Source organism: Bacillus sp. FSL H8-0545, assembly GCF_038006105.1.
Lineage (GTDB): Bacteria > Bacillota > Bacilli > Bacillales > Bacillaceae_G > Bacillus_A > Bacillus_A cereus_U.
Map to the genome: position 1 here is coordinate 208,510 of NZ_JBBOUO010000003.1, position 24,431 is coordinate 232,940.

Below are 24,431 nucleotides of genomic sequence, written 5' to 3' on the forward strand. Positions count from 1 at the left end.
AAGGGTATGAGATATATTTTAACGAAAAAACTGAAAATTAAAATATTTAAATGTATAATAAAGCACAGAAGATATTGAAGAAATAAATAGAGAAGAGGGAATATCGTATGACTAGTTTAAAAAATGTTCTTGAGCTGGATTTTGCATATCTTGAAACCTTTACTAGCCGAATAGAGAAATCATGGGGTTCTATATTTTGTAATGAAAGTAACCCATATTATTATGATACAAATCATGCACATGTAAGTGTAGTAAGTTTAAATCCACAAATGATAGTAGATGAAGTAGTCCATTTCTATAAGACTAAAAATATAGTACCTAGATTATATATATACAACTTAGATATGCAAGAAAAACTGATTTCTGAATTACAAATAAAGAATTTTGGATTTGAAGAATTAATAAGTCCAGTCCAATTATGGAATAAGAAATTAACTAAAAAAGATAAAAATGAAAAAATTACTATTGAAAAGGTATCTGAATTAAATTTTGAAGAAGCTTTAGATATTGAATGTAGTATAAAAGAGTTAGGAGGCGAAGTTAGAAAAAAAGCTTTTCAAGATGAATTCCAACATCCAGCATTCACTCACTATCTACTTAGATACAATGGAGTAGCATGTTCCATCGCTTGTATTTTTGAACATGAAAAACAGGCCCGGATGGAAAGTGTAGCTACAATTGAAAATTTTAGAGGTAAAAGGTTAATAGGTGAACTTATCCACTTTATTCAAAGTGAAGTAATGAATAGAGGACTAGATAATCTTTGGGTGATCCCAATTAACGAAACAGTAGAAAAAGTGTATGAAAAGTATGGATTTGAAACAGTAGAAAAAATTAAAACGGGACATGCATTTTTAGAAGGAAAAAGTATTAAAGAAATTCACGAGGGATAGAAAAAATTAATTTTTTTTCTAAAGATAATTATTAAGCTAATAGGGCTCACCATACATGCCCATCAACTTAAGAAAAGTAAATATCCCAAAAAAGAAAAAATGAGCTAAATTCTCAAACTAACTAATTGTAGAGAAAGAGAATTTTTATTTAGGGTGTACTTCAAAATCTTAGCTTGATAGCGATGTGGCGATATCCCTTTTAAAAGTTCATGAACGAATGGAAGTACTCCACCTACAAATTTTAAAACTGCCACTGTGATTCCCATAATATTCCCCCCTCTTTCTTGGTGTTTAGATGTGGTACATCTTTATGCTTTCATTATAGTAAGCGTTCGCAATAATATTTACAAATAACGATATGTAAAATTGCATATATATATATTATCGAATGAAAGATCTATGAAGCCAATGAACATGCAGGTTTCCCTTTTGGTTTATTAGTTTCATCAGAAAAGAATTCAGACCTCTGAAAGACTTTTGTAACATTTATGAAAGTAAATTGAAATGTATTTAAACTAAGATGTACATATCGAAGGTGATTTTATTTCAAAAAGTATAAGCAATGTACAGTATAATTTCATCTTTTGCATTCTTGTAAAAATGATAAAAGAAAGAGAGAGGTTGCATGAATCTAAATTAAGAGAAGCATAGGATTACGCAGTAGATATTTTATTAATTCTTACATCTAGGTAAAAACAGACAATCAGGATCAGCTTCATTATCACTAGCATATAGAGATGACTATTCTTACTCTGGTAGATTCACATACAGATATGATCTAGTTGATCTATATTACTACAATGAACCTGGTCGTATTAAATCAGTAGGCTCAAGTTATTTACAAAGTGTTTATCATTTAGCATATTCAATTTTAATTTAAAAAATAAGATTATAAACCACAGAAAGGCACTCATTCGATACTCATTAGAGTGCTTTTTTTGTTCAAATTATATCTAAACATATCAATTTCTTTTTTTGATATGGTATCGCTGTGTACAGAAATACCAAAGAAATATTGCATTTTAAAATATTTTATGATAATAATTAGTTTTTTAAATGTAATTTATAAATGGAGGAAATGTTATGAACAAGAAATCAAAATTTACTCAAATGATACTCGGTATTAGTACAATGGCCTTATCATTTGGAAGTATTCAAACACAAGTATCAGCGGAAGAAAACACACCTTATAATGTGTTACAAAAGAAACCAATTGGGATAGAAACTTCAACAGATGAAATTGCACATTCTACAAAAGCAGACGAAACATTGTCTTATGAAGAACGTTTAAAAGTGAACGATTTTTCACAACGTCCAGCTCCGGTCGTGAAACGAGCAGCGGCAAAACAATTTCAGCAAAAGTATTCTGTGGCAGAGCTGAATAGAATGAGTAATGATGAATTAATAGATACATTGGGAAATGTTAGTTGGAATCAAATTACAGATTTATCTCAATTTAATCAAGAAACAAAAGCGTTTTATCAAAATAAAGAGCGAATACAAGTCATTATTGATGAATTAGGCCGCCGCGGGAGCGCATTTACAAAAGATGATACAAAAGGAATTGAGACGTTTGTTGAAGTATTGTATTGCGGTTTTTATTTAGGGTTTAATAATAAAGAATTAAACTATTTAAATGAGCGAAGCTTCCATGATAAATGTTTACCGGCATTAAAAGCAATTGCAAAAAATCCGAATTTTAAACTTGGTACAAATAAACAGGATAAAGTGGTATCTTCATACGGTAAATTAATTAGTAACGCTTCTTGTGATGCTGAAACAGTTCAATATGCAGCGAAAATAGTAAAGCAATATAACGATAATATTTCTACATATATAAGTGATAAAAATAAAGGAGACGCCTTGTATAATCTCATACAGGCGATTGATAACGATATACAATCTTACGGTAAAAAAGCGGATGAAACAATATGGTATGGGAAAATTGATGGTTTCATAAATGAAGTCAGTCGAATGGCGCTTCTGAATCAAGTGACAACAGAAAATAGTTGGTTAATTAATAATGGTGTGTATTATACTGGCCGTTTTGGGAAATTCCATAGTAATCCAGATAAAGGTTTAGAAATACTTACACAGGCAATGCGTATGTACCCTCGTTTAAGTGAGGCTTATTTTAATGCGGTAGAGCAAATTTCAACAAACTATGGTGGAAAAGATTATAGCGGGAATACAGTAGATTTACAGAAAATCCGTGAAGAAGGCCAGCAGCAGTACTTACCAAAAACGTATACATTCGATGACGGTTCTATTGTATTTAAAACAGGAGATAAAGTAACGGAAGAAAAGGTTAAGAGACTATATTGGGCTGCTAAAGAAGTAAAAGCGCAATATCATCGTGTAATTGGAAATGATGCAGCGTTAGAAGCAGGGAAAGCTGATGATGTACTGACAATCGTAATTTATAATGATCCATATGAATATAAACGAAATAGCCAATTATATGGATATGACACGAATAATGGTGGCATTTACATTGAAGGAAAAGGAACGTTCTTTACATATGAACGTACACCGCAGCAAAGTAGTTATACTTTAGAAGAATTGTTCCGTCATGAATTTACACATTATTTACAGGCAAGATACGAAGTTCCAGGATCATGGGGACAAGGAGAATTATATCAAAATGAACGTATGACTTGGTTTGATGAAGGCAATGCAGAATTTTTTGCGGGATCTACTCGTACGAATAATGTTGTTCCGCGCAAAAGTGTAATTAGAGGATTATCATCTAATCCTGCGGAACGTTATACAGCAGAACGAACATTATTTTCGAAATATGGATCATGGGATTTTTATAATTATTCTTTTGCACTGCAGTCTTACTTATATACTCATCAATTTGAAACTTTCGATAAGATTCAAGATTTAATTCGTGCAAATGATGTGAAGGGTTACGATGCATATCGTGAAGCTTTAAGTAAGGATCCAAATTTAAATAAAGAATACCAAGACTATATGAAGCAGTTAATTGATAATCAAGATACATATAATACCCCACAAGTATCAGATGATTATTTAGCTGAACATGCACCAAAGCCACTAGCTGATGTAAAGAAAGAAATTGAAAATGTAGCAAACATAAAAGATACAACAATGACAAAGCATAAGTCTCAATTCTTTGATACGTTTACATTAGAAGGAACATATACAGGCGACGTAACAAAAGGGGAATCTGAGGATTGGAAAGCGATGAGCAAGCAAATCAATCAATCTTTGGAACAGTTAGCGCAAAAAGAATGGAGCGGCTACAAAACAGTTACAGCGTATTTTGTCAATTATCGTGTGAATGCGAACAATCAATTTGAATACGATGTTGTATTCCATGGCGTTGCAACGGGAGAAGAAGAAAAACAGACAATTAAAGTAAATATGAATGGGCCATACAATGAGATGTTAAATGAAAAAGTTGAGTTTCATAGCGATGGTACAGAAAGCACAGGTGGAAAAATTGTTTCGTATCTCTGGGATTTTGGCGATGGTACAACAAGTACAGAAGCAAATCCTACTCATGTATATGGAAAAGAGGGGGCATATACTGCAAGGCTAACAGTGAAAGATGATAAAGGAAAATTAAATCGCGGGCAAACAACGGTTACCGTAAAAAAAGATGAGCCAGCAGGTCATGGATTTGACAGTGCAAAGGCAATTCGTTTTAATAAGCTTTTCAAAGGAAGTATGGATATGCCTAATATGGCGTATATGTATACGTTCGAAGTCACATCTCCAAAAGAAGTAGATATTTCTGTTATAGATGAACAGGGAATTGGAATAGGTTGGAATTTGATTCGTGGAACAGATATGGAACATCCTGTCGCTGAGGGCCAAGTGGATGGAAATAATATAAAAGGGAAAATTGAATTAGAACCAGGGAAGTATTACTTAGTTATGTTCTTTTCTGAGGAAAACAGAAATGGAACATATTCATTATTAGTGAAATAAATCCATTTCCAATGTATATATAATGGTTATTTTTTAGAAGGAGCCTATCACTATGCAGTGACCCCTGTCAAGTAGACAGTATTTAAAAAGCGCAACTAAGCAACCTGAGTTCTATATTTATATGGACTCAGGTTATTTAATTTCTTTTGAAATCTTTGATGGTTATAAAAGTGCATATATTTACGCACGGCAAGTTTGACCTCATTCGCTTTATGGAAGGAGTGTAAATGAAAACACTCTGCCTTAAAGTGACTGAAGAAGTTTTCCATACAAGCATTATCCCAACAGTTGCCTCTTCGAGACATACTTGCCTTCATCTGATATTTTTTAAGTAATTGATTATATTGACGAGATGTATACTGGGACCCTTGATCACTATGTAAGAGGATTCCCTTCACATTTCGTTTTTTCTTTGCCTTTTTCAGTGTATCTAACACAAGTTTTAAGTCGTTTCTACGACTGGTTTCATAGGCAACAATTTCATTATTGTATAAATCCTTAATAGCGGATAAGTACAAGCGCTGTCCATTGAAAATCAAATAGGTAATATCGGTTACCCATTTCTCATTCGGTTTTGAAGCTTGAAACTCCCTATTTAGATGGTTCTCTGAAATCACATAAGCTTCTTTTTTTCCGTAATAAGGTCGTTTTTTCCTAATTACGGCTTTGATACCTAGTTCACACATCAATCTTTGGATGCGATTATGATTCAAATGAAGGTTATATGTGGCTTTCAGCCACACTTGTATTCTTCTATATCCATAAATTCCTCTTAATTTTTTATGACACGCCAATATCTTTTTCTTAATTTCGATATCCTCTGATTGTTTTTTTGAAGGCGTCGTATGCCGTTTTATCCAGTTGTAGTACCCACTTCTGGTTACACCAGCAATATCGCATAGAATGGTCACTGTATAACCTGTTTTTGTCATTTCATGGATGACTTCGAATTTTTTCGTTTTGGATACGACTTTCATTCCTCCTTTTACATCCCTAAGAGCTTTTTTAACATTTCATTTTCCGCTTCTAATCGTCTGATCTTAGCTTCTGGATCTTCGGGTCTAATCCTTGGTCTACCTAAACCTGGTCCTTTTGCTTTCCCGCGTTTTTCTTCTAGTCCTTTGATTCCTTCAGCTTCAAAGTGTTTCATCCAACGACTTACAACCGAGTGATGAATACCTAATTCTTTCGCAATGGTTTTATAGCTCATACCTTCTTTTAAGTATAAATCTATAGCTTTTTTCTTAAATTCTACATCGTAAGTGACTCTAATTTTCCCCATAAAAAAATCCCCTCCATAGTAAACAGGTTAATGTGCTTTCTTTTTCCTATCTACTATAAGGGGATCATATCAATACAAGGGTTCTTTTTATTATTTAATATGATTCTATTTTAGTTTTTTCATTAGCTGATTGGAGTCACCATATCAGTATGGTCCTGAATTGGATAAACGAATCTGACGTCACCTCAAACCAATGACTCTTGAAGAGTCCATGAAACATATATCAAAGTAAAAGGGTAATGAATATATTTATATCGTGGTGTTGATTCGAAAGAAAACAGAATCGATTTTTCCTAAGAAAAATAAGAAACCAGAAGGCTGCAAAGCGCTTTTTCAAGAGAGTTTTGCGGCCTTTTCGTGTTTCAAATCCTCGTGCTATAACAGTCGATAAGAATCCAGCTTATTATCTTCGTGTTAAGTATTGAGATGGTTGGAATGAATTTTATTTCAGAGATCTTTTGCACCAGAACCGAATAATCTGTAATCGAATTTTAAAATAAACAAGTTAATTAATCTAGCTTGTTTATTTTAGTTTAATATTATGCAATATTTTTCATGCAAACGATTGCGTTTTTCGTATATAATGAAAACGGATACAAAAGTGTTTTATAAATTTAAAAAAGGAAAAGGAGAAAAGGGATGAAAAAACAGTTTCAATATTATGGTATTGTCATTTTATCTGTCTTGATGTTATTTGTATCTCTATTAATTCCACAAGCAAGTTTTGCAGCCGTAAATGGAAAAGGAATGAATCCGGATTACAAAGCTTACTTAATGGCACCATTAAAAAAGATTCCGGAAGTAACAAATTGGGAGACATTTGAAAATGATTTAAGGTGGGCAAAACAAAATGGTTTTTATGCTATTACTGTTGATTTTTGGTGGGGAGATATGGAAAAGAACGGGGATCAGCAATTTGATTTTTCATACGCACAGCGTTTTGCTCAATCAGTAAGAAATGCAGGTATGAAAATGATACCTATTATTTCTACACATCAGTGTGGTGGAAATGTTGGCGATGATTGTAATACACCAATTCCTTCATGGGTTTGGAATCAAAAAAATGATGATAGTCTTTACTTTAAATCTGAAACCGGAACCGTTAATAAAGAAACATTGAATCCACTTGCTTCAGATGTAATTCAAAAGGAATATGGTGAACTATATACGGCATTCGCAGTAGCTATGAAACCGTATAAAGATGTAATCGCAAAGATATACTTATCTGGGGGACCAGCTGGAGAGCTGAGATATCCTTCCTACACATCTGCTGATGGAAGCGGTTATCCATCACGTGGAAAGTTTCAAGCCTATACAGAATTTGCAAAATCAAAATTCCGTTCATGGGTATTAAATAAATATGATTCCTTAAATGAAGTGAACAAAGAGTGGAGTACAAAATTTACTTCTGTTTCAGAAATTTTACCACCAAGTGATGGGGAACTGTTTCTAAAGAATGGATATAACTCTTCATATGGAAAAGATTATTTAGAATGGTATCAAGGTGTTTTAGAAAGTCATACAAAATTAATTGGTGAATTGGCACACGATGCTTTTGATCCAAGTTTTCAAGTACCAATCGGCGCAAAGATTGCAGGAGTACATTGGCAATATAATAATCCGGTTATACCTCACGGGGCAGAAAAGCCAGCAGGGTATAATAATTATAGCCATTTACTTGATGCTTTCAAAAGCGCAAATTTAGATGTAACATTTACTTGTCTAGAGATGACAGACAAAGGTAGTTATCCAGAATATTCAATGCCTAGAACATTAGTACAAGAAATTGCAACATTAGCTAATCAAAAGGGAATTGTATTAAATGGTGAAAATGCTTTAAGTTTAGGAAATGAGGCAGAGTATAACAGAGTTGCAGAAATGGCTTTTAATTATAATTTTGCTGGATTTACGTTACTTCGGTATCAAGATGTAATGTATAACAATTCATTAATGGAGAAATTTAAAGATTTATTAGGTGTGACTCCTGTTATGCAAACGATTGTAGTAAAAAATGCTCCTACAACAATAGGAGATACTGTTTATATTACTGGGAATCGTGCGGAATTAGGAAGTTGGGACACGAAACAGTATCCAATTCAATTATATTATGATTCTCATAGTAATGATTGGAGAGGAAATGTTGTGTTGCCAGCTGAAAGAAATATAGAATTTAAAGCATTTATTAAAAGTAAAGATGGAACGGTCAAATCATGGCAAACAATACAACAAAGTTGGAATCCAGTCCCACTGAAGACTACCTCTCATATAAGTCGGTGGTAATTATATTATGTAAACAAAAAAGATACTTTAATAAGTGATAAAGGATTTTTTTTGTTTTTGAAGGAAAAATAAATCTTAAAAAATGTCACATTCCTCTTTCTAGTTCTGTTGCAAAGTTTCCGAAGACATAAAGAGATGGGGAATATTGCGGACCAGTTTTATGAAACTATTAATAATTCATGTAATTCGTTATAGGGGTCTCGCCACATTGCTATCAAGCTAAAAATTTATAGTACCCCCAGAACGAAATTTTGTGCTAACTTATAACAAAAAAGCTCATTTTTTCGTTTTGGGATAGTTCTGAATTCTTAAGTTGATGGGCATGTATGGTGACCCCTTGTAGAAGAAACATTTTCCATCTGAGAGCTTATGCTCTCTTTTTTTATTTATGTTCGACATAATCTGACAAAAAAGTTGTAACCATATTTGTTATGATAGTTCAGGAATCATACATTTTACATAATTGGAGGAAACGAAATGTATAAGAAGATGGGTACACTCGTTATAACTGGAGCGCTTGCTATAAGTCTAGCGGGATGTAGTGATACAGAAGAAACTGCCAAGAAAGTATCAAATGATACAAAAACAGAACAAACAACTGAAAAGAAAGAAGAGAAAAAAAAATTTAAAGTTGGCGAAACAATTAAACTTGGAAATCACAAATTAACTGTTACAAATGTTGAAAAGTCTCCAGGTGGAGAATTCGATAAACCTAAAGAGGGTCATGAATTTTTAATCGCTAATGTAACTATAGAAAATGGCGGCGAAGAAGAAATACATTATAATGCTCACGATTTCAGTTTACAAAACAGTGAAGGAAATATTGTAGACCCAACGTTAACTATGATTAACCAAGATACTCAATTGAATTTTGGAAAACTTGCACAAAATGGGAAAATAACTGGAACTATTGCTTTCGAATCAAAACAAGGAGATCCTAAGCTTCAATTAATCTTCAAACCAATTTCCTTATCAGAAGAAGAAGTTCGAGTAAATCTTCAATAATAATATCTACAAAAAGAAAAGACACTCGAATTGAGTGTCTTCTTTTAAAATTTCACATACTACATCTAATTAATGTGGTATCGCCACATACCCATCAAGCTAAGATTTTAAAGTACCCCCTAAATGGAAATTTTGTGTTTTTATAGCATCGAAGTTTATTTTTCTTTCTTCTTTTTAAATGCCAAAACATAAAAAAATATTGGGATTAAAAAATCTGCCAATAACTCTCCTATTCCATAAGGATCGACCTTAATATCTCCTCCTGCTAGATGCATAATAGATGATATTGTAAACAAAATTGCTACAACTAATGCCCATTTACGTTGAATTAATTTATTATTCATTTTTCTTCACTTGCTTTCATAAAATATTTTTTTCATACAATACCCATTATGGTAGTAATACCTATATTAATTAGGGTTTATTTCGTATGCAAATTTTTAAATAATCTACACTGATCCCCTATAAATAAAAATTTTATTTTAAATAAAATCAATTTATGAATATAAGTAATTTAAATTATTAAAAGTAGTTAATATAAAAAACTCTGATTTTAAAAAGATCAGGGTTTTAAAATGATAGGTGATCCCTTATATAATAAAAAAATTATGATAATTGCGCACTAACATTAATAATAATTACAACACCTAAAACTAGAATAATCCAAGTCCAATACTTATTTGGAATGAAAAATAATGAAGATTTATCTTTTATTTGAACTCTTTCTCCGGTTTTTTCATCGACGAATGTTCGTACACTATCAGATATAAACTTTTTAGTGAAAAAATAATTAATCATCGCTATAGAGATAGTCGAAAATATTCCTTGCAAAATAAATCCAAGTTTATCTTCCGTGTTCACTTGCAAAAAACTAAAAAGGATTGCATTTATCATAAACCCTAAAATAAATGCTAAGGCTACTAACATTCCTTTACCTCTCCAAATAATCATTACAATGACTCCTTTCAATTTCTAAATAATGGGACATACATATTACATTATATTACATTATCTTACTTTATGAAAAAGTTTTTTATCAACTATCACACTGGTATTACAGAAAAAGTTGAAGTTTATGACTTGAACAAAGGAAAGGAAATTGCTAAAGAAGGTATTGCTTACACGCAAGAAAACATAACAATCGAATCATTAAAATTTTGGTGCTAGCCCATGCCCATCAAGCTAAGATTTTATAGTACCCCCAGAACGAAAATTTGTACTAACTTGTAAAAAAAAAAAGCTCATTTTTTCGTTTTGGGGTATTTGCTTTTCTTAGCTTGATGGTGACCCCATGCCCATCAACTTAAGAATTTTATAACGCCCCAAAAACAAAAAAATTTACAATGTCCAAGTTTAGGAGAGGTGTTACTTCGCCTGTTCAATCTCCTACAGCAAAACGGGCGGAAATCTCATCGATATGAGAAAAAAACGGTCTTTGATATATTAGGTGTCGTTTACAATTGTACCCTGTCTTATAATCAAGCCGCTTAATTCAAAAAAATGAAACCCGCTAGGGTTTATTTCGTATGCAAATCTTTCAATCAACTACACTTGCCCTTTAGAAAAAAGAAACAATCTCGTCTAAAATTGACTTTGCATAAGCTAAGCTTATGAAGTACCATCACGACTTTCACCGAAATCACAAGAAGTCATATAAGGGATAGCACTACCCATAAAGCAAAAAATACGTTATCCTTTCTGTAAAATCATAGGAAAGAATAGCGTATTTTTTCATTTTATGGGGTATTTTGTTTTGTTAGGTTGATAGCGATGTGGCGATATCCCATAAATAAACTAGCATTCATTTAGTACTTAATCACAATAAGTTAATCCTTTATTAATTTCGTGTATGTCAAAGAAAGAAGGATCAAAATTTAATAAATCCCATTCTGCGTAGATTTTATGTTGTGGGTGTGAAGAATCTTTTATCGCTTCTAAAAATTCAATATACCCTGGAATGCCCCCAATATCCTCTAATGGCGCCGCATTTTCTCCTCCTATACATTTTATTTCATCAGAAGGTTGATCAAATATCTTTTCAACATGAATCTGTAACAGCCAATGATCTCCAAAATCATATACATATTGAAAAGCCTGATCCGTTTTTCCGATATGTTGGTGTAGCATAGTTTTATCAGCATGTAGCATCGGGGACGACGTAGTCATTGCCAATGTATGAAAGGAAATGCTCGGATCAGGAGGAGATGAAATTACATATTTCCCCACAGTAAATTCAAATAAATGTTGGTGTTGCCACTGAAATAAGCATTGAATCACGTCATGTAAATCATCAAAGGATAAATCTGTCGGTAAACTAACTCTTCTCCAAATGGGGAAAGGACATCCCACTAATTCCAAGTGCAATTGATAACATTTCATTTGTGTTTCCTCCTGTTTTAAATGGATGGTATAGGTCTAGTTTTCATTTTCGCTGAAATAGTAAGAAATATAAAGTATAAATCAATAGGAGGAACAAAAAATCATGCTAGTGTACAAAGAATTCGTTGTTACCCCAAACTGAAAAAATGAGCTGAATTGTCGATAGGTAAAAATTTTCGTTTAGGGGGGACTTCACATCACTACCAACCTAAGGTTTTGAATTATCCCCATAACGAAAACTTTATGCATCGTTGACTTCTTTTAAACTGTGTTAGTTAATTTAAAGATAATTAAGAAAGCCGTTCCTATAGCTAAGAATGGCTCTTATATATAAAACTTAATTAATTGGTATATACTTCTTGAATCCCTTACTTATAGTGCCATTATAACCATTTTTAGAAAAGAATTTATGTGCTTCTATTCTAGTTGTACTACTTAATAAGATAATTCTTGTGGATCCCCTTGCAATTGATAGCCGTTCTACATGTTTTAGTAACTTTTCACCTATCCCATTACCTCGAAAATCTTCATTTACAATCACATACTCTAGAACGGTATATGGTCTAAATTGATATCCAGGATCAAGACAAAAAGTCATAAATATACTTCCTTTAACTTTACAATCTTCCTCATATACAAATAAGAAATTATTAGAATCATTCCTTATCTGCTCAATTCTTTCTGGTAAAACCTTAATGTTTTTACTATGTGGTGCTAATTTTTTATATAGATTTTCAATTACATTACTGTCTTTTGGTTCAGCTTCACGAATCATATAATTACCCCCTCTATTAATATTGATATATCAATGGTTCGAGCTATTCTAATATCACATCTTTTGACTCTATTGTATCCTAGAACAATACTTTTTTAGTACAATTTAGATAATAGGAGGGTAAAAAAAGAGAATAGGAGGGATGGCGTTTTTTTGTTTTATGGATACAAATTCTCTTAAGTTGATGGGCATGTATGGTGAGGCCTATTGGAAGTTAAGGTTTTTATTTTAGCATGATTTATATTTAGTATATTTTTTACTAAAACAAATTAAAGAGTGTGTGTTTTACTAATCATTATGAATTTCCAATAGTCAGGAAATATATTGCGATATATTTCAACAGTAAGTGGATAAGCAAGGCTCCATCAACTTAAGAGTTTTAATTCCATAGTGACTCTTGAAACCTATAATCGTTTTCGTGCCCCTACCGCAGGTACCATCTAACCGCTAATAGAATAATCTCCGGTTCATAATGCTTCCATTTAAAATCCACTGTTTTTTTATCGTCGTACACGTCCTTTATTTATGAATAATGTCATTGTATACAATGACATTATTTTTTGCACCAGAACGGAAAAAGCTGCTGTCCTAATGGGACAACAGCTTTTTCATTATGCCACGCCTTCTCTTTGTTCCTTTTGTAGCGTACTATTTTTGTAACCGTAACTGAAGTAGACAACAAGTCCAATTACAAGCCATATTGCAAAGCCGATCCATGTTGTTGCTGGGAGTTGTAATGCTAAGTATCCACAGAATAGAACAGCTAAAGCCGGAATCCATGGTACAAAGGGCACTTTAAAAGCGCGGGGTAGTTCTGGTTGTTTTTTACGTAAAATAACTACTCCAATTGATAGAACGCTGAATGCGAATAATGTACCGATATTTGTTAATTCAGCCAATTTACTTAAAGGAACGAAACCAGCAAAGAAAGCAACCATAGTGGCAGTAATCCAACTATTGATAACAGGTGTTTTTGTTTTTTTATTTACGCGAGAAAGTGCTTTTGGTAGTAAGCCATCGCGGCTAATTGCGTAAAATAAACGTGTTTGTCCATATAACATAACGAGTAATACAGTTGTAATTCCAGTAATTGCTCCTAAAGAAATGAAACCAGCAATCCAATCTTGTTGAATGTATTGTAGTGCAAATGCAACAGGGTTTTTCACACCTAACTGATCGTAAGGTACAATTCCAGTTAAAATCAATGAAACAACAATATATAAAATCGTACAAATCGTTAATGAAGCAATGATGCCGATTGGCATGTTTCGCTGAGGATTTTTGACTTCTTCAGCAGCTGTTGATACAGCATCGAATCCGATGTAAGTAAAGAATACAGTTGCAGCTCCAGTTGTTACACCAGAGAAGCCGAATGGCATAAATGGTGTCCAGTTTTCAGGTTTTACATAGAAAGCTCCAACAACGATAAATAGTAAGATGACAAAGAGTTTGATAGCTACCATGATAGCGTTAAAGCGTGCTGATTTTTTTGCTCCCCTTGTTAATAACAACGTCATTAGAAAGATGATACAGATTGCTGGTAAGTCTACATATGTTCCCGCTTCAGGACTATATGCGCTTGTTAAAGCAGTAGGTAATGTAATACCGAATCCACTTAATAGTCCTTGTAATACCCTGACCAACCAGATGCAACAGCTGAGGAAGCTAATCCATATTCTAAAATTAAATCCCACCCTAAAATCCAAGCGATCAATTCTCCAAATGTTGCATAGCTATAAGTGTAAGCACTACCGGATACCGGTACAGTAGATGAAAATTCAGAATAACATAATGCTGCAAATACACAGGCTAAACCGGATAAAATAAACGACAAAACAAGTGCTGGTCCTGCGTGTTCTGCTGCGGCAACACCGGTAAGAACGAAAATTCCAGTTCCGATAATAGCGCCGATCCCGAGCATAGTAAGATCAAAAGCACCGAGTTCTTTTTTTAAATATGCCTCTTTTTGTTCTGACTGTGCTAATAATGCTGAAATAGATTTTTTTCGAAATAGATTCATATAGTTACCTCATCTCATGGTTGTTTCAATATTCCGAAAAATTACATCGTTTTGTCGTATAATGTCGAATCCTTGTAGTTCACATTTTTATTCAAATAAATATTTTAAGTATCACTTTATTTCTTTTCGCTCAATCCATTTGTTCCAAATATATGCCTTTAAGGGAAATACTTATATCCCTATGAAATCAAGGTTTGTTGCGGTTATAAATTCCTTAGCGTACCATTTTCTCAAAATGATATGGTGACCCCAAATCGTCTTTGATAATCTATTGTGTATATCTGTATGCATCCTCTATATAAATCATAGAGATTGTTTGCATGTTGACTTTGGTTTTATGTACAATATAGGTAAAGATATAGTCTGAAACAGGAAGAGGAAAACCATGTCCAATTCATTAGTAAATTTACGTATCGATTTTGCATTTAAGCAGTTATTTGGCACAAATGGGAATGAAGATATTTTAGTTGCTTTTTTAAATGCCATTTTAAAAGATTCTTTAGAATCACCTATTGTTTCCCTACAATTAGAAGATCCACATTTACATCGAGAATATGAAGAAGATAAATTATCAATTTTAGATATTTCGGCTACATTAAATACAGGAACAAAGGTAAATGTAGAAATACAGTTGAATAACAATCACGATATGATTAAACGAAGCTTGTATTATTGGGGAAGGTTATACACCTCTCAATTGCAAAAAGGAATGCCTTATAGCTCACTTCATAAAACGATTACCATTAACTTGTTAAACTTTGTGATGTTTCCAGAATATGAAGCGTTTCATACAACAGGAATCCTTTGGAATCAGCAACAACAAAAGTTATTAAGTGACGATATAGAAGTTCATATTGTAGAGATTCCAAAGTTACTACAGCAATGGCGCGAAGAGAAAGTTAATCCGTGGGAAGATTCGTTTGTTCGTTGGTTATTATTATTACCAGCGAATGAAGATGAGTATCTCACACAAACATTGGAGGACATTGCCATGAACCAAGATCCGATTTTACAAAAAGCAATGAATAAGTGGGAACGTATGAGTCAAGATTCATCTTTCCGTCAAGCATATGAAGCAAGAGAAAAGGCTTTAATGGATGAGGCTGCAAAGTTTGCTCATGCTCGTAATGAGGGGAAAAAGGAAGGAATTCAAGAAGGGGTTCAGCAAGGAAAAATACAGATGATTAAAGGTATGCATGAACTTGGTGTACCACTTGAAACGATTGCTAAAGCCAGTAAATTAGGCATAGATGAGATTGAACGTATTTTAGAACAAAAATAATCAGCAACAAAAAAAGAACCTATTAATTGGGTTCTTTTTTTGAGCTATTTGTCAACTCGGGGTACGGAAATGATTCCGGGTATGAGGGGCCAAGCTGGAAAAATATTCAATAATAATGTACCTTTGAAATAAAGTCGTACTGTTTATAAAAAAGATGTACCGTTTTAAAGAAAGTTATACCGTTTATAAAAAAGTTGCACCGCTTTATCCCTTTGTATAAAGGGATATTTTTTGTGCGTATTATTAATGGTTCTGGTGCAAACACTCCAAAACGCTTGTAAGTAACCTCCTAAACTTGGACATACTGATACTAGTACTCTGAAAAAGGATGTGATTGGTATGGAAAAGCAAAATCTATTCAAGTGGAAACATTATCAACCTGATATTATTTTATTAACCGTGAGATGGTACCTACGGTACAACCTCAGTTTTCGTAATTTAGTCGAAATGATGGAAGAACGTGGGTTATCCCTTGCTCATACAACTATCATGCGATGGGTTCATCAATATGGTCCTGAATTAGATAAGCGAGTACGACGTCATCTTAAATCAACCAATGATTCTTGGCGAGTCGATGAGACGTATGTGAAAGTCAAAGGTCAATGGATGTACCTATATCGTGCTGTTGATTCAAAAGGAAATACAATTGATTTTTATTTAAGCAAAACAAGAGATCATAGGGCTGCAAAGCGTTTTTTCAAGAAAGCTTTGCAGTCTTTTCATGTTTCAAAGCCCCGTGTGATAACAGTAGACAAAAACCCGGCCTATCCTATAGTGATTGAAGAGTTGAAGAAAGAGAAAAAAATGCCTGTAGACATCCAAATAAGGCAGGTAAAATACCTTAATAACATTGTAGAGCAAGATCATCGCTTTATTAAAAAGAGAGTTCGTTCAATGTTAGGATTGAAGTCTTTTCGTACAGCTACATCCATTCTTTCTGGAGTAGAAGCCATGCATATGATTAAAAAAGAACAGCTTAATTTACGGGACCAGTCTGTCCAAAATCAGAAAGAATTCATCCATCAATTGTTTGGACTTTCAGCATAAGATACGATTTCGTTAGGAATATATGCGCTTTATTCTCTTTTGTTTTATTTTTGCACCAGAACCTGTTTTTCGACGTGCAGTGAATTACAAAAATTATTTATGGTTTCATAATAGTTAATGGAAAATATTTCATCTAATTTGATAGTAAGAAACTTTGCAACAGAACCTTTTTTAATAGTCGTATTTATTTGAAAACGCTTTCATTTGTGGTAATAGTTATAATCTACATTTTTTACAAAATATTTCTTAGCATATTTAACTTTAAGCATTGGTAACAAACCTTTATTGTTTATAGCTTTTAACAATGATATTTTCTTATTTTTAATATGTAGATTCCTAAAATAATAAATCCTAGTCCTACAAATGGGGCAGTTGGAAACTTTGTTCCTGCTGATGGCAGGTAATGCTTTTCTTTACTTGCAAGATCCTTTTCTTCTGTGTGCTCTTTACTTTGTGTATCATAAGATTGTTTAGCATTTTCATATGTAGCATGCACTTTTTTGATTTCTAGGTCACTTTTTATTTTTCGATTCTTGATTTCTATTTCCGCTATCTCGCCAGTTTTTACTTCCAATTTTTTTATTGTAGGATCAAGTACATATCCCTCTGGAGCTTGAATTTCTTTTATAACATACGTACCAGTAGGAAGGTGATTTAATGTAGCAATCCCATTCTCAGCTGTAGTGATTTCTTTTATGAAATTCCCATTTTCACTTACAACCTCAAACACAGCCCCTTTTAAGACTTCTCTATTTTCTCCTACCTTCATAATTTTTAAGGATCCTAATGTTTCCCATTTTACTACTATATCTGCACTGCTTTTCTCGCTCGTTCTTGGTAATAAGGCAGTTGTATTTTGAACCCTTTGTTGTCCATCAAAGATAACTGCTTGTAAACTCTGCAATTTTGTATTTACTCTTAACTTGAAATTTCCACTTGGTGTGTTTTTCGGAATCAGAACTTTAAACTTTTCCTTGATAGAGAATTCATTCTTTTTTTCACCTTGTTCATTTATAATTTGAACTCCTTCTGGTGCATCCTCTATTTGAACGGAATATACTCCAGATACTGCATTTGATTGAACCATATATAAATTTGTTTCAAAATAGTCTCCATTTTTTTCTACAGTTTGTTTTCCAGTAGGTATTATATTCAAATATGTTTCCTGCACTTCAGTACCTTTAGAAGCTTTTTCTACCAGATGTTTTACAAGGTTATATATCTGTTGGTTTTCTGTTTTTGAATCGGCGAGTTCAATTTTTTTAGATGCAATCCAGATAGCTAATTGAGTGGCATAGTAGGCTTCCTCTTTTGTAGAAACCCCTAATTCTGCTGGCGTTTTTTGAGGGTATCCATAAAGTAAGACACGATATACAAAATCATCCTCTTTTCCAATTTCAGAAAGGTCATCTCCATTAGGTGAATTCAACTCAGGTGATAAACAATACGCAACATCTTTTGATGACGTTCTTAGAAAGTCTGACTTTACCTTTACTTCAGTACCTTTGAATTTAATATAATTCCAGTTCATTTGAAATTTCTCTTGATGTATTATCTCGGCTGCTGCTTGTGGAATAGAAACTCCTAGCAACATAATGATTAAACTTATAATTCCAAACCATTTTGTTAACATCTTGCGGTTCATTTCATTCCCACCATTCATCAAATTTTTAGGATAAATCCTACATATTAATTGTACTTGTTTTAAAAGTAAGTTTATTTTAATTATTCGGAAAATTCAGGGCATAAATAAAGATTATGTTATAGTGTCATATATTCTGATGATCTTTATTGTTTAATTGAGTTCATGATATTTGTTAAAGATATTACCTAAGGTACTGGCGTAAATATTATTTTATATTATTAAAAAATGATTCGAAAAATCAATTTTTTAAGTGTGATTTATGTATCAAAAAATAAATACACTTAATAATCTACCTATGAAATAGATATTTCCTCTATTTCATCTTCTTTCACAAAACACATATCTGTATTTTCAGAAATTTTAGCTATATTTATATTTATTATATTTAGAAAGTATATGGCTTGCAATCTAAAATTTTATGCAATATTGCATAAAATTTTAGATTTTTTTATGTTATATTATTAAATTGGTTTTGTTACAAAGTTTGAAAAGAGTATAAACAGATTGGTAAATGAGGAACAATGTTTAGGAAGTAGCCAGTAATTGTTGAAGTGGTTTTGTTGCAAAATTTCTTACGAGATAACCATAAGTAAGCATGTATGCCACAATATTATGTGACCACTAGTAATTGTTGTAATTCATGATACGCTGAAAAACTGAAGTCTTAGCTAAGACTTCAGTTTCTTTTATATAGAGCATAAATGGTTTCGATTCCGTTTATCGTACGTGAAGCATGACGAAGGTTTTGAAATCCTGCGGTTTTGCAAAGCCTCTCTTGATATGCCTACGATCCTGTTCGATGGGATTGTACAATGGATTGTAGTTTGATAAAATCCTTGTTTTTTACTTTGTTAAATGCGCAAAGTAACTACGTTAATGAAATGGTTTCTATTAGGGGTCACTATATCATTCTGGGAAAATTGTACGCTAAGGGATAATCGGCTTTTAAGATTAATAGGTCTAATCGATGTAATCATAATATCTTTTTAACGAAAGTTTAGATTTAAAACCTACCTGTTTTATAATTTGCCCCTCTAAAACTTCATTTTCGATTAGCCGTAAAATGAAGGTATTCCGTAGATGTTGTGCTGAAATTCCTTTTCGTAAATTCGCTCTTTCAACTTCAAGTCGAATCATTTTTTGAACAGCAATTTCTGTTAAGGCTTTTGGAGCATCGTTGTCATATGACCAATGATAAGTTTTTCGAGTAAAATCGAATGCTACGAATAGTGGATCATTGCTATGATATTTTGGACGAACAGGTTCAGGAATCATTTTGTAATAGTTAAATAATCGCTTTTTATCTTCTTCAGTTAAAAGAATCGTTCTCTCTATACCCACTATTCCTGGTACTGAAATCGTATTGTTTTCAAAATGGACATGCTTCATCTGTAAACCTACAAGTTCTTGTAAGGACAATCCATTATTAATGAGTAAATGCACAACAGCATTGTTACGATCCATAAGTAATGGACGAACGGAGCATTGTTTTTCTGTTAATCCTTCTAATGAGGTTAAAATGTACTTTAACCTTTTTTCTTCCGCATTAGAAATAAAGTCTTCATCACGTAACGCACGATTAGGCTGAATTACAAGATTTATATCTTTTATTGGATTAGGTAGGTCTAAATATTGATAAAGTCTACTTAGGACAATATAAACACGATGTATCGTTTTATCCGAGTAATTTCGTTGCTTCTTTAAATCATTAAAATACTCTTCATAATCCTCTGTATTAAGTGTCGTCCATATATTGTGTAATGGAAGCTTTTTAGATTCTTGCAACCACTGACCAAAATCTTCAATATCATAGGCATATCTTTTAATTGTGGAAGGTTTTCTTCCTTTATCTAATAAGAAAGAAGAAAAATGCTGTACTGTGTCTTGGAATTCTTTTGTTGGCATAACCTTATCATCCTAATTTTTTCTTTTAGTATATCAAATTTAAAATCGTTTAAAGCATACAGGCCCTTCTAAATTCATACGGGTTCTGTTGCAAAGTTTTTTGAGCTGAGCTAAACTGTAGGGAAATTGAGATGAGGCGAATGATACATGGGATACTTTAAAGGAAAACAATTTAAAAAAGGTATTATTTTGGTAGCCGTAGGCTACTATTGTCGTTTTTCTTTAAGTTATCGCGATGTATCTGAACTTTTGAGAGAACGTGGAATATCGGTTCATCCTACAACCATCATGCGTTGGGTTCATGAATATGGAGATTTAATTTATCAAATTTGGAAGAAGAAAAATAAATCAGCACATTTCGTATGGCATTTAGATGAGACCTACATCAAAGTCAAAGGAGAGTGGTGTTATCTTTATCGTGCGATTGATCGAGAAGGGTACACCTTGGATATCCAACTTCGTAAAACAAGGGATCATCAAGCCGCCTATATGTTTATGAAAAGGTTAGTGAAAACTTTTGGAGAACCAACGGTTCTCACAACAGACAAGGCTCCAGCCCTACTTTGTGCGCTCAAAAAACTGAAAAATAACGGTTTTTATGTGCATACGAAACATTGCACCGTTAAGCATTTCAATAATCTTATCGAACAGGACCATAGACATATCAAGCGACGTTTTGTCAAATCCGCAGGATTTCAAAATCTTCGTCATGCTTCATGTACAATCAAAGGAATCGAAACCATTCATGCCCTATATAAACAAAGGCGAAGTCTTCAAAGAGACTCCGCCTTTTCAACGTACAATGAACTTCAACAATTACTAGCTACTTCCTAAACATTGTTCCTCATTTACCAACCTGTTTATGCTTTTTCAAACTTTGTAGCAGAACCTTTTTGTTTATATAAAAACTTTGCAACAGAGCCTTTTTTATAAATTAATTGGGATATAGTTCACTTAACATAGCATGTGGGTTCTTATTCCAAAATCTATCTAATGGGGTTCTTAACCCTTGATTAATTATCCACCTTCTACTATACACCCTTATTAGTTCTTCATTAGTTAATTTTTCTTTTTCCTCTATCGTCCATTTCAATGCTTCCAATGCTTTCTCCTTTGTCCAAAATCCACGAGGGGCCCTATTTAATTCCCATTCTTTAAATTTCCCTGGATACAACTCGTGTAGCATGGCATATGGACTATTTTTCCAAAATCTATCTAATGGGGTTCTTAACCCTTGATTAATCATCCATCTTCTACTATAGACCTTTATAAGTTCTTCATTAGTTAACTTTTCTTTTTCCTCTATCGTCCATTTTAATGCCCCCAGTGCCTTTTTCTTTGTCCAGTAGTTTTTAGGTGTTTTCTGGAATTCCCACTCTTTAAAACATCCAGGATATAACTCATTTATCATACTAAATGGACTATCATTCCAATATCTCTCCAATGGGGTCCTTAAGCCTATTTCTGAAAACCAAATTACACTAATTTTTTTTCTTATCTCCTCATTATTCATTTGTTTTCTTTCCTCTATCGTCCATTTTAATGCTTCCAACGCTTTTTTTCTTGTCCATAAACGACTAGGAGCTTTTTTAAACTCCCATTCCTTAAAATGGTCTGGATATAATTCATTTATCATTATGTAAGGACTATTTCCCCAAAAAATTTGGCAAGGCGAACTCAAATTATGATTAGATAACCACCGAACATTATAAACCTCCAATAGTTTATTATCTGTTAACCTTTCTTTTTTTTCTATCGTCCATTTTAATGCTTCCAATGCCTTTTCCTTTGTCCAATAGTTCCTAGGTGTCATTTGAAATTCCCATTCTTTAAAACAATTCGAATAAACATCACTTATCATTACATATGGGCTATCATGATATTTAACGCTAAGTAAACCACCTAATTTATATTTAATAATTAATTGGGATTTCCAACTCTTAAGAATTGTTTTTTTATCCCACTTTAAAACTTTTTCTATAAAATACTTGATTACACGTTTTGCTAGATTATTATCTTGATCATCACTCCATGTACCTTTGGGAAATCTGTTCCTTTTACTGTCCAATATCTCTTGGTATATCTCTTCTATTTTTATTACCATTACAATCCTGTTCTCTCTTTCTATAGTGATTTTTACAGTAAACTAGATAAAAATCACCAGCAATTACAAATTTATTTCTAAGCAATAATCCACCTATATTTTAAGTACTAATAGGTGAATTTTGTTCATAATTAATATATATATGAACACTAATCCCCCCTCGATAAGGGGGAATAAGGGGTTCAGCCCATCAAGTTAACATTTTGAAGTTCCCATTTAACGAAAATTTTGTGTTTTTTATAGCAACGAAGTTCATTTTTATCGTTTTTGGGGCAACCTGTTCTGTTAGGTTGATGGGCATGGGGTACAGCCATAATTACACAAAAAGAAAAAGAATCCCTTATGATTTCTGGGACTCTTTTTCTTTTTTAAAGTTTTATCAGACAAATGATCTCACATCAATTTATCTTTGATATACAGATCATTTGTCTGATAATTTCTGTAAATAACTGCGGAGTAATAAACTTACATAAATGCTTTTAAAAGTTCTTGAACCAATGGAATTGCTCCACCTATGAATTTTAAAACTGCCATTGCGATTTCCATAATCATTTCCTCCTTTTTAATATTATGATGTAGTAAATCTTATACTCTCATTATATTAAGTGCATTAACTCATATCAATACATTTTAATATGCAATATTTCATCTTAAAATCATGCTTAATACTGTTATAATAGAATAGCTAAATTCTACATCATTTTTCGATATACTAAACAGCTAATGAATACATAAAAAAGGAAGAGAATTTTTAAAATTTTCTTCCTTTTTTATGTATTCATAGGGGTCACTATATGGGGTTTAAATCTAAACTTTCTTTAAAAAGATATTATGATTTTTATTAAGAGGTATAAAATTCACAACGGAAAATGACTGGTTGCTAAAAGGGATATTTTCGTATTTGTAAGAGCAACAAAAAGAACTTGTAGTGATTTCTACATGTTCTTTTTGTTTTTCAGTTAAACAATGGGGTATGTGTAGCAACGGAACAAAATCACGCAACAAGCATTAGCGGACATTATATGTGTTTGTAAAAAATATTTTTCAACCTATTGGTTTGATTTCCTCTTTGTAAAAGATAAACGGTTCTGTTGCAAAGTTTTTTGAGCTGAGCTAAACTGTAGGGAAATTGAGATGAGGCGAATGATACATGGGGTACTTTAAAGGAAAACAATTTAAAAAAGGTATTATTTTAGTAGCCGTAGGCTACTATTGTCGTTTTTCTTTAAGTTATCGCGATGTATCTGAACTTTTGAGAGAACGTGGAATATCGGTTCATCCTACAACCATCATGCGTTGGGTTCATGAATATGGAGATTTAATTTATCAAATTTGGAAGAAGAAAAATAAATCAGCACATTTCGTATGGCATTTAGATGAGACCTACATCAAAGTCAAAGGAGAGTGGTGTTATCTTTATCGTGCGATTGATTGAGAAGGGTACACCTTGGATATCCAACTTCGTAAAACAAGGGATCATCAAGCCACCTATATGTTTATGAAAAGGTTAGTGAAAACTTTTGGAGAACCAACGGTTCTCACAACAGACAAGGCTCCAGCCCTACTTTATGCGTTCAAAAAACTGAAAAATAACGGTTTTTATGTGCATACGAAACATTGCACCGTTAAGCATTTCAATAATCTCATCGAACAGGACCATAGACATATCAAGCGATGTTTTGTCAAATCCGCAGGATTTCAAAATCTTCGTCATGCTTCACGTACAATCAAAGGAATCGAAACCATTCATGCCCTATATAAACAAAGGCGAAGTCTTCAAAGAGACTCCGCCTTTTCAACGTACAATGAACTTCAACAATTACTAGCTACTTCCTAAACATTGTTCCTCATTTA

At 32.8% G+C, this 24,431-nt stretch carries 18 protein-coding genes and 4 pseudogenes; 10 read left to right on the forward strand and 12 right to left on the reverse strand.

Going from position 1 to position 24,431, the window contains the following annotated elements; genetic code table 11:
- Positions 1-107: 107 nt before the first annotated feature.
- On the forward strand, positions 108-893 hold the full coding sequence (locus MHI07_RS28960) for a GNAT family N-acetyltransferase (RefSeq protein ID WP_340827281.1): 786 nt from the start codon (positions 108-110) through the stop codon (positions 891-893).
- Positions 894-997: 104 nt separating this feature from the next.
- Here MHI07_RS28960 and MHI07_RS28965 read toward each other — a convergent pair whose 3' ends face one another.
- A complete protein-coding gene (locus tag MHI07_RS28965) occupies positions 998-1,159 on the reverse strand; it encodes a hypothetical protein (RefSeq protein ID WP_002187974.1) in 162 nt (53 codons plus the stop codon).
- A gap of 817 nt (positions 1,160-1,976) precedes the next feature.
- Here MHI07_RS28965 and colA point away from each other — a divergent pair.
- Entirely contained in the window at positions 1,977-4,853 is a 2,877-nt protein-coding gene (gene colA, locus MHI07_RS28970) for a collagenase ColA (RefSeq protein WP_340827282.1), read from the forward strand.
- A gap of 95 nt (positions 4,854-4,948) precedes the next feature.
- Here the strand turns inward: colA and MHI07_RS28975 are convergent, their stop codons facing one another.
- Entirely contained in the window at positions 4,949-5,830 is an 882-nt protein-coding gene (locus MHI07_RS28975) for an IS3 family transposase (protein ID WP_340827283.1), read from the reverse strand.
- Between the two features lie 8 nt (positions 5,831-5,838).
- A complete protein-coding gene (locus tag MHI07_RS28980; RefSeq protein WP_215578889.1) occupies positions 5,839-6,135 on the reverse strand; it encodes a transposase in 297 nt (98 codons plus the stop codon).
- Positions 6,136-6,277: 142 nt separating this feature from the next.
- Here MHI07_RS28980 and MHI07_RS28985 point away from each other — a divergent pair.
- The 3 genes and pseudogenes from MHI07_RS28985 to MHI07_RS28995 all read left to right on the forward strand — a co-directional run.
- Positions 6,278-6,554, forward strand: a pseudogene (locus MHI07_RS28985) (DDE-type integrase/transposase/recombinase); the annotation flags it as partial.
- Positions 6,555-6,774: 220 nt separating this feature from the next.
- Positions 6,775-8,415: a family 14 glycosylhydrolase gene (locus tag MHI07_RS28990; protein WP_340827284.1), complete on the forward strand. Its 1,641-nt coding sequence runs from the start codon at positions 6,775-6,777 to the stop codon at positions 8,413-8,415.
- 477 nt (positions 8,416-8,892) lie between these two features.
- Positions 8,893-9,420, forward strand: a complete 528-nt coding sequence (locus tag MHI07_RS28995) for a DUF4352 domain-containing protein (protein ID WP_002161807.1) — start codon at positions 8,893-8,895, stop codon at positions 9,418-9,420.
- Between the two features lie 155 nt (positions 9,421-9,575).
- On the opposite strand, the gene MHI07_RS29000 is transcribed toward MHI07_RS28995, so the two are convergent.
- Positions 9,576-9,764 carry a hypothetical protein gene (locus tag MHI07_RS29000; protein ID WP_044441260.1) on the reverse strand — a complete coding sequence of 63 codons (189 nt, stop codon included), beginning with the start codon at positions 9,762-9,764 and terminating at the stop codon, positions 9,576-9,578.
- A gap of 262 nt (positions 9,765-10,026) precedes the next feature.
- Positions 10,027-10,371: a hypothetical protein gene (locus MHI07_RS29005; RefSeq protein WP_044441258.1), complete on the reverse strand. Its 345-nt coding sequence runs from the start codon at positions 10,369-10,371 to the stop codon at positions 10,027-10,029.
- A 69-nt stretch (positions 10,372-10,440) separates the two neighbouring features.
- Between MHI07_RS29005 and MHI07_RS29010 the strand changes: the two genes are divergently transcribed.
- Complete coding sequence (locus tag MHI07_RS29010) at positions 10,441-10,587, forward strand: hypothetical protein (RefSeq protein ID WP_340827287.1); 147 nt, start codon at positions 10,441-10,443, stop codon at positions 10,585-10,587.
- Between the two features lie 645 nt (positions 10,588-11,232).
- Here MHI07_RS29010 and MHI07_RS29015 read toward each other — a convergent pair.
- The 3 genes and pseudogenes from MHI07_RS29015 to MHI07_RS29025 form a co-directional block, all read right to left on the reverse strand.
- Positions 11,233-11,799: a plasmid pRiA4b ORF-3 family protein gene (locus MHI07_RS29015; RefSeq protein ID WP_000650501.1), complete on the reverse strand. Its 567-nt coding sequence runs from the start codon at positions 11,797-11,799 to the stop codon at positions 11,233-11,235.
- 337 nt (positions 11,800-12,136) lie between these two features.
- Positions 12,137-12,574 (reverse strand): GNAT family N-acetyltransferase, encoded by a 438-nt coding sequence (locus MHI07_RS29020; protein ID WP_070143925.1) that lies wholly within the window; start codon positions 12,572-12,574, stop codon positions 12,137-12,139.
- Between the two features lie 611 nt (positions 12,575-13,185).
- Positions 13,186-14,594 (reverse strand): annotated as a pseudogene (locus tag MHI07_RS29025) (amino acid permease).
- A 385-nt stretch (positions 14,595-14,979) separates the two neighbouring features.
- On the opposite strand from MHI07_RS29025, the gene MHI07_RS29030 reads away from it, so the two are divergent.
- A complete protein-coding gene (locus MHI07_RS29030) occupies positions 14,980-15,876 on the forward strand; it encodes an Rpn family recombination-promoting nuclease/putative transposase (protein WP_242274538.1) in 897 nt (298 codons plus the stop codon).
- A 339-nt stretch (positions 15,877-16,215) separates the two neighbouring features.
- A complete protein-coding gene (locus MHI07_RS29035) occupies positions 16,216-16,923 on the forward strand; it encodes an IS6 family transposase (RefSeq protein WP_340827291.1) in 708 nt (235 codons plus the stop codon).
- 298 nt (positions 16,924-17,221) lie between these two features.
- Here the strand turns inward: MHI07_RS29035 and MHI07_RS29040 are convergent, their stop codons facing one another.
- From MHI07_RS29040 to MHI07_RS29045, 3 genes and pseudogenes are all read right to left on the reverse strand, one after another.
- The gene (locus MHI07_RS29040) at positions 17,222-18,568 is read right to left on the reverse strand and encodes a SpaA isopeptide-forming pilin-related protein (protein ID WP_340827292.1); all 1,347 of its coding nucleotides are present in this window, start codon (positions 18,566-18,568) and stop codon (positions 17,222-17,224) included.
- 610 nt (positions 18,569-19,178) lie between these two features.
- Positions 19,179-19,436, reverse strand: a pseudogene (locus tag MHI07_RS29495) (IS6 family transposase); the annotation flags it as partial.
- 92 nt (positions 19,437-19,528) lie between these two features.
- Positions 19,529-20,473 (reverse strand): tyrosine-type recombinase/integrase, encoded by a 945-nt coding sequence (locus MHI07_RS29045; protein ID WP_090835563.1) that lies wholly within the window; start codon positions 20,471-20,473, stop codon positions 19,529-19,531.
- Positions 20,474-20,620: 147 nt separating this feature from the next.
- Between MHI07_RS29045 and MHI07_RS29050 the strand changes: the two genes are divergently transcribed.
- Positions 20,621-21,307, forward strand: a complete 687-nt coding sequence (locus MHI07_RS29050) for an IS6 family transposase (protein WP_090835562.1) — start codon at positions 20,621-20,623, stop codon at positions 21,305-21,307.
- A 100-nt stretch (positions 21,308-21,407) separates the two neighbouring features.
- On the opposite strand, the gene MHI07_RS29055 is transcribed toward MHI07_RS29050, so the two are convergent.
- Positions 21,408-22,577, reverse strand: a complete 1,170-nt coding sequence (locus tag MHI07_RS29055) for a DUF4046 domain-containing protein (protein ID WP_199710655.1) — start codon at positions 22,575-22,577, stop codon at positions 21,408-21,410.
- A 1,150-nt stretch (positions 22,578-23,727) separates the two neighbouring features.
- Between MHI07_RS29055 and MHI07_RS29060 the strand changes: the two are divergent.
- Positions 23,728-24,414, forward strand: a pseudogene (locus tag MHI07_RS29060) (IS6 family transposase).
- Positions 24,415-24,431: the final 17 nt, after the last annotated feature.